Origin of the sequence: Actinacidiphila sp. DG2A-62 (assembly GCF_035825295.1) — a bacterium.
Taxonomy (GTDB): Bacteria; Actinomycetota; Actinomycetes; order Streptomycetales; family Streptomycetaceae; genus Actinacidiphila.
The window spans coordinates 3,337,293-3,352,081 of record NZ_JAYMGI010000002.1 but is presented as its reverse complement, the minus strand read 5'-3'; the positions used below and the strand labels follow the sequence as shown (position 1 = coordinate 3,352,081).

The window sequence follows — 14,789 nt, the reverse complement described above, 5'->3', positions numbered from 1 at the left end:
CCCCCGTCCGTGCCAGTTTGCCGTGTCGGGACGCCGCGGTCACCCCGTCCATGGTCCCGATCCGGCCTCCTGGCAAAAGTTGGGCTGAATTTGAGGTTCCGTCTGTGCGTGCGCGGAGGTTGTGCTGTGTGGGGATCGTCCATGCCGGTGTGCGTTCTGCGACAGGGCTGGTGAACGGGCCCTCATGTGTGTCTGGTGCGCGTCCGTCCCATCCGGTGCTGAGGTTCAGGTCCGACCGTTCCGGACCGTCCGCGCCGACGGGGAATCTCGTCTTCCACGGGGATCGTCGGCGGCGGTCCGCCCGTACGCCGGGCCGTCCGGGACCCTCCTGCGGCCCGGCCGGCGGCTCCGGCCGGCCCCGGCCGAGGCGGCCGCGGTGAGCGGCGAGGGACCGCACCGGGGCGAGCCGCGGCCGGGCCGTGGCGGGCGCGGCGGCGGCAAGCGCGGTGGCGACGTGCTCCGGCTGCCCGGCCCGCTGCTGCGCCACCGCGCCGCGCGCCGCCCGCAGACGGTGCCACTGCTGCCCTACCCCAGCTCCGCGGTCCTGGGCACGGCGGGCCGCAGCCACGCCGAACTCGACCGCCGCGCACGGGCGGTGGCCGCGCGCCTGGGCGCGCTGCTGCAGCCCGGCAGCCGGGTCATGCTCGTCTACCCGCAGGGGCCGGACCTGGCCGGCGCGTTCTTCGGCTGCCTCTACGCGGGCATGACGGCGATCCCGCTGGTGCTGCCCGCGCCCGGCGCCACCGAGGCCGTGCCGGCCGCGGTCCGGCGCTGCGCGCCCGACCTGGTGCTCACCGGCGGCGACACCTGGACGCCGCTGGCGGTCGACCGCAACCGCACCGCGGTCGTCGAGGCGGACGGGGTACGCGTGGGCGGCGAGCCCGTCTGGCGGCTGGCGCAGAGCTGGCGCACGGTCGGGGTGCTGCGCAGCGCCCCCGCCTATCAGCGCCACCACGACGACGGCGCGGTCGGCGGACGCCTGGAGGCCGCGATGGGGCACGGCGACCTGTCCGACGTCATGGGCGAGTTGGCGCAGGCGGTGCGGCTGGGCACGGACGAGGAGAACGTGGGCTGGATCGCCGCGGTGCACGGCGTGGAGGACGCGGTCTGGCGCATCCTGCTGCCGGTCCACCTCGACGCGGGGCGCTGAGCCGGACCGGGGCGCCTCGACGCGGGGCGCTGAGCCGGACCGGGCCGACTCCCGCGGGGCGCCGAGCGGGACCGCGCCGCCTCCCGCGGGCCGCATAGAGTCACGTCATGCGACTTGCCGTGATGATCTTCCTGACGGATCAGACGATCACGCCCACCCACCTGGCCCGCGAACTGGAACAGCGGGGCTTCGCGGGCCTCTACGTGCCCGAGCACACCCACATCCCCGTCTCCCGGGCCACGCCCTACCCGGCGGGCGGTCCGCTGCCCGAGGAGTACGGCAGGACGCTGGACGCGTTCGGCGCGCTGACCGCCGCCGCCTCGGTGACCGAGCGGCTGCGCGTCGGCACCGCCATCACCCTCCTCGCGCAGCACGACCCGATCGTGCTGGCCAAGCAGATCGCGACACTGGACCACCTGTCCGGCGGCCGCTTCACCCTCGGCGTCGGCTTCGGCTGGAACGTCGAGGAGGCCGCCGCCCACGGCGTGGACTGGGCCACCAGGCGCGACCGGGTGCGCGACAGCGTCGCCCTGATGCGCGCGCTGTGGGCGCCGGAACCCACCGCGCACACCGGGGAGTTCGTCGCCGTCGAGGCCAGCCTCGCCTGGCCCAAGCCGCGCGGCGGCAGCGTCCGCACCCTGATCGGCGGGGGCGCGGGACCCAAGACGCTGGGCGCGGTCGTGGAGTACGCCGACGGGTGGATGCCCATCGGCGGCGGGGGTCTGACCCAGGCGCTGCCGAGGCTGCGCGCCGCGTGGCAGGAGGCCGGCCGCGGCCCCGAGGGCCCGGTCGTGCTGCCCACCTCCGTCGTCCCCGACCCCGGCAAGCTCGCGCACCTGCGCGACCTGGGCGTCGAGGAGGTCGCCCTGCACCTGCCCGCCGCCGGCCCCGACGAGGTGCTGCGCACCCTCGACACGTACGCGCGCTACCTCTGACCCTCCGACCCGGCCGGCCGGCCGTATTCCCGCAACGGCGCCCGCGTCGCAGTGAGAATGCCGACAGGCCCGTTCGCCGGGCCGGTCGCGGTGACCGGTGCCCGCCGGGCGAAGGCCGCATATCCTCGGAGGATGACCTCGCAGACGCACCCCGCCAGTGCCCCTGCCGTCGGCGCGATGCGACGCGCCCTGCACCGCGCGGAGACGGGGGTGGCGCTGGACGTGGGCGAGGCCGCGGTGCTGCTGCAGGCCCGCGGCCAGGACCTGGAGAGACTCTCGCGGACCGCGGCGCGGCTGCGGGACGCCGGGCTCGAGGCCGCGGGGCGGCCGGGCGTGGTGACGTACTCGCGGAAGGTGTTCATCCCGCTGACCCGGCTGTGCCGGGACAAGTGCCACTACTGCACCTTCGTGACCGTGCCGGGCAAGCTGCGCCGCGCGGGCCACGGGATGTTCCTGTCGCCCGACGAGGTGCTGGACATCGCCCGGCGCGGCGCCGCGATGGGTTGCAAGGAGGCCCTGTTCACGCTCGGCGACCGCCCGGAGGACCGCTGGCCCGAGGCGCGCGAGTGGCTGGACGCGCACGGCTACGACGACACGCTGGCGTACGTGCGGGCGATGTCGGTGCGGGTGCTGGAGGAGACCGGGCTGCTGCCGCACCTGAACCCCGGGGTGCTGACCTGGACGGACTTCCAGCGGCTGAAGCCGGTCGCGCCGTCCATGGGCATGATGCTGGAGACCACCGCGACCCGGCTGTGGTCCGAGCCGGGCGGCCCGCACCACGGCTCGCCGGACAAGGAGCCCGCGGTCCGGCTGCGGGTCCTGGAGGACGCCGGCCGGTCCAACGTGCCCTTCACCACCGGCATCCTGATCGGCATCGGCGAGAGCCACGAGGAGCGCGCCGAGTCGCTGTTCGCCATCCGCCGCACCGCGCGCGCCTACCACGGCGTCCAGGAGGTGATCGTCCAGAACTTCCGCGCCAAGCCGGACACCGCGATGCGCGGCATGCCGGACGCGGAACTGGAGGAACTGGCCGCGGCGATCGCGGTGGCGCGGACCGTGCTGGGCCCCTCGGCGCGCATCCAGGCGCCGCCGAACCTGGTGGACGGCGAGTACGACCGGTTCATCGCGGCCGGCATCGACGACTGGGGCGGGGTGTCGCCGCTCACCCCGGACCACGTCAACCCCGAGCGCCCCTGGCCGCAGATCGAGGAACTGGCCGCGCGCACCGCGCAGGCCGGCTTCACGCTGCGCGAACGCCTCACGATCTACCCGGAGTTCGTCCGCCGCGGCGAGCCGTGGCTGGACCCGCGGCTGCTGCCGCACGTGACCGCGCTGGCCGACCCGGAGACGGGCCTGGCCCGCGAGGACGCGGTGGTCGAGGGCCGCCCGTGGCAGGAGCCCGACGAGGGCTTCACCGCGACCGCCTCCGGGCGCACCGACCTGCACGCCACCATCGACACCGACGGCCGCACCGGCGACCGCCGCGAGGACTTCGAGGACGTGTACGGCGACTGGGAGGCGCTGCGCGAGCAGGCCGCGCCCGGCCTGGTGCCCGACCGCGTCGAGGCCGACGTCAAGCAGGCGCTGAGCACCGCCGCGGACGACCCGACCCGGCTGACCGACGCGCAGGCGCTGGCGCTGCTGCACGCCGACGGCCCGGCCCTGGACGCGCTGTGCCGGATCGCCGACGACCTGCGCCGCGACACCGTCGGCGACGACGTGACGTACATCGTCACCCGCAACATCAACTTCACCAACGTCTGCTACACCGGCTGCCGGTTCTGCGCGTTCGCCCAGCGCCGCACCGACGCCGACGCCTACACCCTGTCCCTGGACCAGGTCGCCGACCGCGCGGAGCAGGCGTGGCAGGTCGGCGCGACCGAGGTGTGCATGCAGGGCGGCATCCACCCGGATCTGCCCGGCACCGCGTACTTCGACATCGCGCGCGCGGTCAAGGAGCGGGTGCCGGGGATGCACGTGCACGCGTTCTCGCCGATGGAGGTCGTCAACGGCGCGGCCCGCACCGGCATGTCGGTGCGCGACTGGCTGACCGCCGCGAAGGAGGCCGGGCTCGACTCGATCCCCGGCACCGCCGCCGAGATCCTCGACGACGAGGTCCGCTGGGTGCTGACGAAGGGCAAACTGCCCGCCGCCACCTGGGTGGAGGTCGTCAGCACCGCGCACGAGCTGGGCATCCGCTCCTCCTCCACGATGATGTACGGCCACGTCGACCAGCCGCACCACTGGCTCGGCCACCTGCGGCTGCTGGCCGAGATCCAGCAGCGCACCGGCGGGTTCACCGAGTTCGTCACGCTGCCGTTCATCCACACCAACGCGCCGGTCTACCTGGCCGGCATCGCCCGCCCCGGCCCCACCGCCCGCGACAACCGCGCGGTGACCGCGATGGCCCGCCTGCTGCTGCACCCGCACATCACCAACATCCAGACCAGCTGGGTCAAACTCGGCGCGGACGGCGCCGCGCAGATGCTGCGCTCGGGCGCCAACGACCTCGGCGGCACGCTGATGGAGGAGACCATCTCCCGGATGGCCGGCTCCTCCTACGGCTCCTACCGCTCCATCCGCGACCTGGAGGCCATCGCCGCCGCGGCCGGCCGCCCCTCCCGCCAGCGCACCACCCTCTACGGCCCGGTGCCCGCCGAGCGCGTCGAGGCCGGCCGCGCCTCCGACGGCCACCTGCCGGCCCTGCTGCCCGTGCTCCCGGCCTCGTCCTAACCGCGGCGGGGGCCGCGGCGGGGCGCTCGCGGGGGCCCTCCGGGGGCTCGCGGGGGGCCGTGCGGGGTGCTCGGGCGGTACGTCCCACCCGTCCCCTGGTGTCCATCGCTCCCCTTCCGCTCCTGGCCGGGTCGGATATCGTGCTGGCGCAGAACGGGTTCGGACCGGGAGATGACCGAAGGGGACCGCTTTGACCGCAGTCTGGGGCCGCGCGCAGCAGCAGGACTTCCGCAGCCGGGTCCGCGGCTGCCTGCTCGGCGGTGCGATCGGCGACGCCCTCGGCGCGGGCGTGGAGTTCGAGTCGCTGGAGGCGATCAGGACCAACCACGGCGCGGACGGCGTCACCGACTACGTGCCCGCGTACGGCAGACGCGGCGCGATCACCGACGACACCCAGATGACCCTGTTCACCGTCGAGGGCCTGATCCGCGCCCAGGTGCGCCGCGACACCGGCGCCTGGCACCCGCCGACCGACGTGCACCGCGCCTACCGCCGCTGGTCGGCCACGCAGACCGAGTGGGGGCCGGACGAGCGCCGCAAGGACACCGGCTGGCTGGCCAAGGAGGAGTGGCTGTACGCCCGCCGCGCGCCCGGCGGCGCGTGCCTGAGCGGCCTGGCCGACGACACCATGGGCACCCTGGAGGCGCCCAAGAACCCCGGCTCCAAGGGCTGCGGCACGGTGATGCGCTCCGCGCCGTTCGGCCTGCTGGTGGGCTGGGAGCCGCAACTGGTCTTCCAACTCGCGGTGGAGTGCGCCGCGCAGACCCACGGCCACCCCACCGGGCAGCTCGCGGCCGGCGCCTTCGCCGTCATCGTGCACGGCCTGGCCCGCGGCGAGGCGCTGGACGGCTCGGTGCAGCACGCCCTGGCGCTGCTCGGCGCCCGCCCCGGCCACCAGGAGACCACCGACGCGCTGCAGAGCGCGCTGGGCGCGGTGCGCCAGGGCCTGCCCTCGCCGCAGCGCGTGGAGGCGCTGGGCGAGGGCTGGACCGCGGAGGAGGCGCTGGCCATCGGGGTGTACTGCGCGCTGGTCGCCGAGGACGTGCGGCACGGCCTGCTGCTGGCCGTCAACCACTCCGGGGACAGCGACTCCACCGGCTCGGTCTGCGGCAACCTGCTGGGCGTGCAGCACGGCGAGACCGCGCTGCCGCCGGCCTGGATCGCCGAGCTGGAGGGCCGTGCCACGATCCTCCAGCTCGCCGACGACTTCGCCATGGAGATGACCCAGGCGCCCGCGCTGCACGGCCCGGCCGGCGCGAGCCCGGCCTGGCTGGACCGTTACCCGGCGGCGTAGGCGCGCCGTCCGTGCGCCTGGGACCGTACGCCGCTACCCCGCCGCGTAGCCCCGCTCCGGCTCGGGCAGCACCGCTGCCGCCGCCCCGTCGCCGTCGGCGTTGACCTTCGCGATCAGCGCGTCGCGCTCCGGGGTGTCCTCGGGCTTGATCCAGCCGATGGCGATGTACAGCACCAGCGAGATCGCGACCGGCACGGAGATCTGGTACTCCAGGCCGACCCCGCCCGACACCGCGTCGTTGACCGGGTAGTTGACCAGGTAGAACGCCACCAGTCCGAGCGCCCAGCTGACCAGCGCGGCGGTCGGCCCGGACCTGCGGAACCGCGGCATCAGCCCGAGCAGGAACGGGATCGCGATCGGACCGACGAGCCCGGCCACCCACTTGATGACGATCGTGATGATGTCCTTGAAGGCGGGCGAGTCGACCTGCGTGGCGATGGCCATCGACAGCCCGAGGAAGAGCAGCGTGGTGGCGCGGGCGGCGATCAGCCCGATCCGGCTGCCCCACTCCCGCGCGGTGCGCGAGACGGCCGGCGCGATGTCGCGGGTGACGACGGCGGCGATCGCGTTGGCGTCGGAGGAGCACATGGCCATGGTGTGCGAGAAGAAGCCGACCACCACCAGGCCCAACAGGCCGTGCGGCAGCAGCCGTTCGGTGAGCAGCGCGTAGGAGTCCGAGGCGTCCGGCTTCTTGGCGTGCACCAGCAGCGGCGCGATCCACATCGGGAAGAACAGCACCAGCGGCCAGACGAACCACAGCGCGGAGGAGAGCATCGCGCTGCGGGCGGCCTTGCGGGCCGAGCCGGTCGCCATGTAGCGCTGGGCCTGGTTCCACATGCCGCCGTTGTACTCGAAGGTCTTGATGAACAGGTACGCCAGCAGGAACACCGCGGTGTACGGGCCGGCGGTGGGGTGGCCGTGGTGGCGCAGCGCCGGCTCGTCCCACACGTTCCAGACGCTGTCGACGCCGCCGAGCTTGGACAGCGCCGCGACCAGCATCGCCAGCCCGGCGACCAACTGGATGGCGAACTGGCCGAGTTCGGTGAGCGCGTCCGCCCACAGGCCGCCGACGGTGCAGTAGACCGCGGTGATCGCCCCGGTGATCACGATGCCCTGGGTGATGGTGATGCCGGTGAAGACCGACAGCAGGGTGGCGATGGCCGCCCACTTCGCGCCCACGTCCACGATCTTCAGCAGCACGCCGGACCAGGCCAGCGCCTGCTGCGTGGGCAGGTTGTAGCGGTCTTTGAGGTACTCCAGCGGCGAGGCCACGCGCAGCCGCGAGCGCATCCGGTTCAGCCGGGGCGCGAACCACCGGGCGCCGAGCCCGACGCCGATCGCGATCGGGAACGCCCAGGTGAAGTAGGAGGTGACGCCGTACTGGTAGGAGATGCCGGCGTAGCCGGTGAACATCACCGCGCTGTAGCCCGACATGTGGTGCGAGATGCCGGACAGCCACCACGGCATCCGGCCGCCCGCGGTGAAGTAGTCGCCGACGTCGTCGACCCGGCTGTGGGACCAGAAGCCGATCGCGACCATCACGGCGAAGTACGCGATCAGCACGGTCCAGTCGAGACCATTCATGTCCCCTCCAGGGGGTCCGCCTTGTGAACGTGAGCGCACTTCGCTGTGACGCTGCGTCGGGCGGTCGCCCCCGTACGGGAGTTGGGGACTTCCCGGGATTGAACCCCTGCGGGAGGGGCTGGTCAAGACCTTCGTCGTTCAAGAATCTGAACGCAGATCAGAGCGCCGAACGATTTTGCCGTCCCTTTACACTCCTTGGCATTGTGATGACCGTCGCACCGCACCCACCATGAGCGGGCACTTCGCTGGACCCCGCCCGCATCACGCGGCGCACGGCGAACGGCCGTACGGGACACGGGAGTCCCGTACGGCCGTGAGGAAGGAGGCGGACCGCGGCACGGCGGAGGCGTCGCAGGACGCCGCCGGGAGCGTCAGGCGAAGACGCCGGCCAGCCGGGACAGGCCGCGCGTGATCTCCTCGGGCGTGTGCGTGGTGAACGACAGCCGCAGCGTGCGCGGATCGGGGTCGGCCGCGAAGAACGGCGCGCCCGGCACGTACGCCACGTCGCGGCGGACCGCCTCGCGCAGGAGCGCGGTGGCGTCGCAGCCGCGCGGCAGCCGCGCCCAGACGAACATGCCGCCCTGCGGCCGGCTCCACGAACTGCCCGGCGGCAGCGCCGAGTCGAGGCCGGCCAGCAGCGCGTCCCGGCGCGCCCGGTAGGCGCCGCGCACCCGCTCCAGGTGCGCGTCCAGGTCGCTGTCCACCAGGTAGCGGGCCGCGGCGGCCTGATCGACCGTCGAGGTGTGCAGGTCCGCCGCCTGCTTGGCGATCACGCAGGCCCGCAGCAGCGCCGCCGGCGCGCGCAGCCAGCCCAGCCGCATCCCCGGCGCCATCACCTTCGAGAAGCTGCCCAGCAGCGCCGTGCGGTCCGCCGCCGGCGTCAGCCCGGCGATCCACGGCTGCCGCTCGCCCTCGAACCGCAGCTCCCCGTACGGGTCGTCCTCGGCGATCCACAGGCCGTGCCGCCCGGCCACCTCGGCCACCGCGGCGCGCCGCTCGCCCGGCAGCGTGCGCCCGGTCGGGTTCTGGAAGTCCGGGACCAGGTAGAGGAGTTTGGGCCGCTCGCGCAGCACCGCCTGCTCCAGCGCCTCCGGGTCCACCCCGTCGGCGTCGGTCGGCACCGGCACCACCCGCGCGCCGGCGAAGCCGAAGCACTGGAGCGCCGCCAGATACGTCGGGTTCTCCACCAGCACGGTGTCGCCCGGCTCCAGCAGAGCGGTCGCCAGCAGCGAGAGCCCCTGCTGCGAGCCGCCGGTCACCAGCAGGTCCGCCGCGCCGGTGGCCAGCCCCCGCGCGGACAGCCGCGCGGCCACCGCGCCGCGCAGCGCCGGATCGCCCTCGGTGGTCGAGTACTGCAGCGCGGTGCGCGGCGCGGTCGCCAGCACCGCGTCGTACGCCGCCCGCAGCCCCGCCGCGTCGAACAGCTCCGGCGCCGGCAGCCCACCGGCGAACGAGATCACCTCGGGCCGCGCGGTCAGCGCCAGGATCTCCCGTACCGGCGAGGCGCCGACATCGCGGGCGCGGGCGGCGAGCGAGGAGAGCGGGGCGGTGGCGGTCGTCATGACCGCAGCCTACGGACAATCGATGTACTGTCCAGCTACTTTCCGGTGCTTCCCACAATGCGGGCACCGGCGCCCCGAGCGAGCACCGGCCCCGTGCGCACACCGGCCTCCAGCGAGCACCGGCCCCGTGCGCACACCGGCCCCGTGCGCACACCGGCCCCGTGCGCACACCGGCCCCATGCGCACACCGGCCCCATGGCAGCGGTGAGCCCCCTCGGCCAGGACGGCGGCCAGTCGAGAGGGCTCCAGCCGAGACGCGCTCAGCTACCGGTGTGCACGCGGACTCAGTGCAGGTCGAACGCGCCGCCGTCCACGTCGGTGACGAAGGAGGACCAGGCCTCCGGGGAAAAGGTCAGGACCGGCCCCTGCGGGTCCTTGGAGTCGCGGACGACCACCGACTCGGTGGCGGGGGACTTCACTTCCACGCAGGCGCCGTTCCCCGTGGACCGCGTGGACTTCTGCCACGCGAGGGTGTTGCCCAGCTTGATAGCCATCTCTAGCTCCGGTCTGTGCTGGTGGCGGTTTTTGACTGAACGTCTCGACGCTACCGGCCACCCTCCGGGCCCGGTGGGGGACTTCACCCAACCGGATGGCATATTCCTTGCAAACCTTCCCAGTCGGCCGGGGAGCGGTGTACCTTACCGCCCGCACAGACCTCCGCGCGCTTCCCGCCAGGCGCCCGCCGGCGCTCCGCCCGTACCGGCCCGCGCCCCCGGGCGCACCCCCTCACTCGTAGCGGTGCGCCGCCTCCTCGATGAACTGCCGGCTCTGCTCCGCGCTCAGCGCCTGGGCCCGCAGGTGCTCGTACATCACGCTGTACGCCTGCACGTCGGTGTCCTTCTCCAGGTACAGGTCGCTGTTCACGCCCTCCAGGTAGACCACCGTGGCGTCGGTCGCGTCGGTGAACTCCAGCACCGCGAACTGCCCGCTCAGGCCCGGGTGCGCGCCCGCCTCGAACGGCAGCACCTGCACGGTGACGTGCGGCAGGTGGCTCAACTCCACCAGGTGCAGGAGCTGTTCGCGCATGATCTGGCTGTCGCCGACCTTGCGGCACAGCGCGGCCTCGTCGATCACCGCCCACATCCGCAGCGGCGTGTCCTCGTCGGTGATCCGGTCCTGGCGGCGCAGCCGTACGCTCACCCGCTTCTCGACCTGCTCCGGCGTGGCCTCCGGGAGGTTGCCCGCGATGACCGCGCCGGCGTACCCCGGCGTCTGCAACAGGCCCGGCACCACCTGGGGTTCGAACACCCGCAGGCTCGCCGCCTCGGTCTCCAGGCCGATGTACACGCTGTACGGGATGTCCCCGAAGGCGTGCCACCAGCCCTGCTGCCGCGACTCCTTGGCCATCTGCATCAGGGAGTCGACGATCCGCATGTCCTCGACGCCGTAGACCCCGCACAGATCCCGCACGTCGCGCTGGCTGATGCTGCGCCGCCCGTTCTCCAGCCGGCTGATCTTCGACTGCGAGACCAGCAGCCGGGCCGCGACCTCCTCGGCCGTCATGCCCTTCTGCTCGCGGAGTTTGCGCAACTCCGAGCCGAGCCGCCGGCGCCTGACGGTGGGGTTGACGTTGGCGACCACTGGGACTGCACCTCCACGCTGATCCGTACCGATGGTCAGCAGCCTGCCACTACCGGTCATCACCGCGCTGGCGAATGGGCGGAACAAGCTTGCCCGGACCGGGGACGGCAGAGCCCGGGGACGCCCGGTTCGGCGCCCGGAAGCGCCCGGCGCGGGGCCCGCGGCGCCCGGACCGGACCGCGTGGGCCACGAGCGGGCCGTGCGGACCGGGCCGTGCGGACCAGACCTTTGGACCGGACCGTCGGACCGGACCGCGTGGGCCACGACCGGACAGCGCGACGCGCGGGGTGCCGGTGGGCGAGAAGGCCTCGCACACCGCCGCCCCGCGCGTCGCGGCGGCTCCCGGAACGGTCTGCTCGACTGCTGCTCGGCAGGTCGGTACGTCGGTTCGGGTACTGCCGGTGGTGCCGGGTAGTGCCGGTACTGCCGGTGGTGCCGGTGCTGCTGGAACTGCTCCTGTGCGGCGCCGCCGCCCGTGCTCAGCGCGCGCCGGCGCGGGCCATCGTCCCGTGGGCCGCCGGAGCGGAACGCTGCGCCTGGGCCGGTGGGCGCTTGGGCTGCGCGGCCACCCCGTTCTGCACGTCCATCACGGCGTGCGCCACGAGGCCGCCCATCGGGTCGTACCTGATCAGGTCGCGCAGGCGCGATCGCGAGGACCGGCCCTCGTTGCCCGGGTAGAGGTGCTTGCCGAGTCCCACGGCGTGGGCGAGCGCGGCGAGCGCGGCGGTCCGCGGGTCCGGCGGCACGCCGGTGCGGATCGCGCTGTCCAGCCGGGCCCGAATCTCCCGGCTGACCGCGCTGTCGGTCGCCTGATACCGAGTCGTCGGCAGCACCCCGCACATCTGTCCCGGCACGGCGTGCACCATGCCGCACCGCTCCAGGTGCGCGAGATACGTCTGGCGCAGCCCCAGCCGGGGCCCGCCGATCCAGTGGACGGCGCGCACCGGGCTGCCGCGGCGGCGCAGCAGTTCGAGCGCGGAGTCCAGTGTCGGATCTCCAGTCGGCCGTGGGTGCACCACGGCGATACGATCCCCGTCAGGGGCTATCCGTCCGGCCAGGGCCAGCTCGACGAGCTGCGCCCCGGCGAGGCCGAGGTCGAGCGACTGCGGTTGCGCCGTGGTCCCGGTGGTCGGGTCCAGGGCGAGCAGCAACAGCTCTTCCGGAATTGTTCTGCGGCTCTTGCCCATCCATGCCTCCCCGCGTGGATGAATGACAGGGTGACGCCTCTCACACCGGCCTGTCGAGAGCGCCTTTTCCATATCGGCGGGAACCGGGTGGTATGTCGTTCTCGTCTACGGGGTGGGTGGGGTGTCGCAGACGGGCTGCGCGCCTGTCGCGGGACACTTGCCAGTGTCCGTCAGGACGGGTAGAGGCGCCATCCGGCCTTGCCCCTCACCATGAGTGCACGACCGTTGACGATGTGTGGAGGAGGTCTGCGTGGCGGGCGATTCCCCCGGCAGGGAGAAGCAGCACGAGACGTCGGGGGAGGTGGTCGACCGTGTGGCCCCGGACCCGAGGCTGGTGGTGTTCGGATCGGCTTCTGTGACGCGTGAGGCGACAGAGGTGCGCCTGACGTCCGATGTGCGCAGGGAGCAGGCCGTCACGGTCCGCGGTGTCTCCGACCCCCTGCCGGTGGCCGCCTCGGCGGCGGAACCGCTGGTCGAGGACCCCGCAGACGTCCCCGACGGCCCCGCCGACCGCCCGGGTCCGGCCGACGGGCGCGGTGAGTCCTCCGAGGTGTCTACGCCGAATGATGTAGGCGCGGTGGACGCCGAGACCGATGTCGCTACGCCCGGGAACGGGCCGAAGCCGCCCGCGAACTCCTCCGGCGGCGGGAAAACGGAACCGAATCGTGACCAGGAGGAAGCGCCCGAGGAGGCGCCGGAGCCCGCGGCGGACACCGCGGACCCGGAGCCCGCGGAGGGCCGCGCGGACGCCCCGGCAGCGGTGACGGAAGGGGCTCCCGGCAACCTCCAGGATGCCGAGGAGGACGCCGAGGGGTCCGGGGCGGACGGCTCGGACGCGCGTGACGCCGCCACCCGTACGGCCGAGACGGGCACTCGTACGGCCGACGGCCAGGACGGTACGGCGACCTCGGACGCCGGTCCGGGGCGGGAAGCGGAGGACGCGGCGACCTCGGACGCGGCGTCCGTGAAGCCCTCCGAGCCGGAGAGGCAGGAGACGCCGGACGTAGCGGAGAAGCCGGGGGAGTCGGGGAAGCCGGAGGAGCCGGGGGAGTCGGGGAGGGCCGCCGCCGGCGGGGAGCCGCCGGCGCGCACCTCCGTGCTGCGCCCCCTCGTCTCGGACCTCCCCGAGCCGCGCGTGACGTACGGGACGCCAGGGACCCCCACGCGGGCCGTGAAGGGCCCTCAGACGGCCTCCGGCGCCGCGGGCGCTCCCGCGCGTCCCGGCACGCCGCCCGAGCCCGCGCAGGCCCCGTCGAAGCCCGCGGGCGCCCCCGAGCCGCTGCCGCCGCGGAGCGCGGCGAAGCCCGCCGCCGGCGCAACCGGTGCCGCCGCCGCGAGCGCCGGCGCGGACGCCGAGGAGGACGAGGCGGTCGGCCCCAGCGGCACCCGCAGCATGCCCGCGCCGCCCCTGCCCGACAAGGAGCCGCTGAAGCTCCTCGCCGAGCTGACCAACACCCCGCCCCCGCCGCAGACCTTCCTGCGCAGCACGATCCGCAGGTTCAAGATCTGGACGCCGCTGGTCGTCCTGCTCGCGATCGTCTTCGTGCTGGTGCAGGCGCTGCGCCCGCTGCCGACGGCGGCTCTGGAGTCGACCGGCGCGACCTCGTACACCTTCCAGGGCGCGCCGCTGCCGCAGAGCATGCCGTGGCCGGCCGAGGGCCAGACCGCGGCCGAGGTCGAGGGCCTCGGCTCGCTCGGCGTGCACGGCGCGCAGACCCCCGTGCCGATCGCGAGCGTCACCAAGGTGATGACCGCGTACGTGATCCTGCGGGACCACCCGCTGAGCGGGAAGCAGAACGGCCCGGTGATCACCGTCGACAAGCAGGCCGCGCAGGAGGCCGGTTCCGAGGACGAGTCGACCGCGCCGGTCAAGGAGGGCCAGAAGTTCACCGAACGGCAGATGCTGCAGCTGTTGCTCATCCCGTCCGGCAACAACATCGCCCGTCTGCTGGCCCGTTGGGACGCCGGCACGCAGGAGGCGTTCGTCGCCAAGATGCAGAGGACCGCGGCCGGGCTCGGCATGACGCACACCACGTACACCGGTGCGAGCGGCTTCGAGTCGACGACCAAGAGCACCGCGGTCGACCTGCTCAAGCTGGAGCGCCAGGTGATGCGCAACGACGTGTTCCGCTGGGTCGTGGCCCAGCCGAACGTCACGCTGCCCGGCGTCGGCCGCATCTTCAACAACAACAACGACCTGGTCCACCCCGGCGTCATCGGCGTCAAGACCGGGTCGAGCACCCCGGCCGGCGGCGCCCTGATGTGGGCCGCGCAGAAACGGATCGGCGGCAAGGAGCAGCTGATCCTCGGCGTCACCCTCCAGCAGCACGGCGGCACCACCGTCAACGACAGCCTGCAGACCGCCCTGGACCGCAGCCTCGCGCTGATGCAGTCCGTGCAGAACGGCCTGACCACGGCGACGATAGTGAAGAAGGGCGAGGTCGTCGGGCACGTCTCCGACGGACTGGGCGGCAGCACCCCGGTGGTCGCCGCCAAGGATCTGACCGCGATCGGCTGGCCGGGCATGCGCACCGGTCTGTCGCTGGACCCGGTCGCCTCCGGAGTGCCGCACAGCGCCAAGGCCGGCACCCAGGTCGGCACGCTCAGCTTCGGCTCGGGCCCGGCCCGCACCTCGGTGCCGGTGGTGCTCCAGTCCGACCTGAGCAAGCCGTCGTTCGGCACCAAGCTCACCCGGCTGGGCTGAGCCCGGCGGCCCGCGGGGCGCCTCCCTGGGGGCGCCCCGCGTGGGCGCCCTCGCGCCGG

Annotated in this window: 10 protein-coding genes; 5 read left to right on the top strand and 5 right to left on the bottom strand. The window is 73.8% G+C overall.

The features are described from left to right. The first annotated feature begins 376 nt into the window (after positions 1 to 376). The 4 genes from VSR01_RS14640 (at position 377) to VSR01_RS14625 (ending at position 6,112) form a co-directional block, all read left to right on the top strand. Positions 377 to 1,150 carry an AMP-binding protein gene (locus VSR01_RS14640; protein ID WP_326449648.1) on the top strand — a complete coding sequence of 258 codons (774 nt, stop codon included), beginning with the start codon at positions 377 to 379 and terminating at the stop codon, positions 1,148 to 1,150. 107 nt (positions 1,151 to 1,257) lie between these two features. Further along, positions 1,258 to 2,085 carry a TIGR03619 family F420-dependent LLM class oxidoreductase gene (locus VSR01_RS14635; protein ID WP_326449647.1) on the top strand — a complete coding sequence of 276 codons (828 nt, stop codon included), beginning with the start codon at positions 1,258 to 1,260 and terminating at the stop codon, positions 2,083 to 2,085. 132 nt (positions 2,086 to 2,217) lie between these two features. Next, positions 2,218 to 4,818, top strand: coding sequence for a bifunctional FO biosynthesis protein CofGH (locus VSR01_RS14630; protein WP_326449646.1), 2,601 nt, complete (start codon positions 2,218 to 2,220; stop codon positions 4,816 to 4,818). A gap of 190 nt (positions 4,819 to 5,008) precedes the next feature. Then, positions 5,009 to 6,112 (top strand): ADP-ribosylglycohydrolase family protein, encoded by a 1,104-nt coding sequence (locus VSR01_RS14625; protein WP_326449645.1) that lies wholly within the window; start codon positions 5,009 to 5,011, stop codon positions 6,110 to 6,112. Between the two features lie 33 nt (positions 6,113 to 6,145). Here the strand turns inward: VSR01_RS14625 and VSR01_RS14620 are convergent, their stop codons facing one another. From VSR01_RS14620 to VSR01_RS14600, 5 genes are all read right to left on the bottom strand, one after another. Beyond that, a complete protein-coding gene (locus tag VSR01_RS14620) occupies positions 6,146 to 7,696 on the bottom strand; it encodes a sodium:solute symporter family protein (RefSeq protein WP_326449644.1) in 1,551 nt (516 codons plus the stop codon). Between the two features lie 371 nt (positions 7,697 to 8,067). Beyond that, a complete protein-coding gene (locus tag VSR01_RS14615; RefSeq protein WP_326449643.1) occupies positions 8,068 to 9,258 on the bottom strand; it encodes an aminotransferase-like domain-containing protein in 1,191 nt (396 codons plus the stop codon). A 284-nt stretch (positions 9,259 to 9,542) separates the two neighbouring features. Continuing rightward, positions 9,543 to 9,752 carry a DUF397 domain-containing protein gene (locus VSR01_RS14610; protein WP_326449642.1) on the bottom strand — a complete coding sequence of 70 codons (210 nt, stop codon included), beginning with the start codon at positions 9,750 to 9,752 and terminating at the stop codon, positions 9,543 to 9,545. Positions 9,753 to 9,984: 232 nt separating this feature from the next. Further along, on the bottom strand, positions 9,985 to 10,839 hold the full coding sequence (locus tag VSR01_RS14605) for a helix-turn-helix domain-containing protein (RefSeq protein WP_326449641.1): 855 nt from the start codon (positions 10,837 to 10,839) through the stop codon (positions 9,985 to 9,987). Between the two features lie 479 nt (positions 10,840 to 11,318). After that, positions 11,319 to 12,026 (bottom strand): GOLPH3/VPS74 family protein, encoded by a 708-nt coding sequence (locus VSR01_RS14600; RefSeq protein ID WP_326449640.1) that lies wholly within the window; start codon positions 12,024 to 12,026, stop codon positions 11,319 to 11,321. Between the two features lie 250 nt (positions 12,027 to 12,276). Here VSR01_RS14600 and VSR01_RS14595 point away from each other — a divergent pair, with 250 nt between their 5' ends. After that, positions 12,277 to 14,730 carry a D-alanyl-D-alanine carboxypeptidase gene (locus tag VSR01_RS14595; RefSeq protein WP_326449639.1) on the top strand — a complete coding sequence of 818 codons (2,454 nt, stop codon included), beginning with the start codon at positions 12,277 to 12,279 and terminating at the stop codon, positions 14,728 to 14,730. Positions 14,731 to 14,789 lie beyond the last annotated feature (59 nt).

Bases quoted from the DNA above. Each gene is read 5' to 3' on its own strand.
- VSR01_RS14635 (WP_326449647.1), top strand. From the start codon at position 1,258: ATGCGACTTGCCGTGATGATCTTCCTGACGGATCAGACGATCACGCCC.
- VSR01_RS14630 (WP_326449646.1), top strand. From the start codon at position 2,218: ATGACCTCGCAGACGCACCCCGCCAGTGCCCCTGCCGTCGGCGCGATG.
- VSR01_RS14620 (WP_326449644.1), bottom strand. From the start codon at position 7,696: ATGAATGGTCTCGACTGGACCGTGCTGATCGCGTACTTCGCCGTGATG.
- VSR01_RS14615 (WP_326449643.1), bottom strand. From the start codon at position 9,258: ATGACGACCGCCACCGCCCCGCTCTCCTCGCTCGCCGCCCGCGCCCGC.
- VSR01_RS14610 (WP_326449642.1), bottom strand. From the start codon at position 9,752: ATGGCTATCAAGCTGGGCAACACCCTCGCGTGGCAGAAGTCCACGCGG.
- VSR01_RS14600 (WP_326449640.1), bottom strand. From the start codon at position 12,026: ATGGGCAAGAGCCGCAGAACAATTCCGGAAGAGCTGTTGCTGCTCGCC.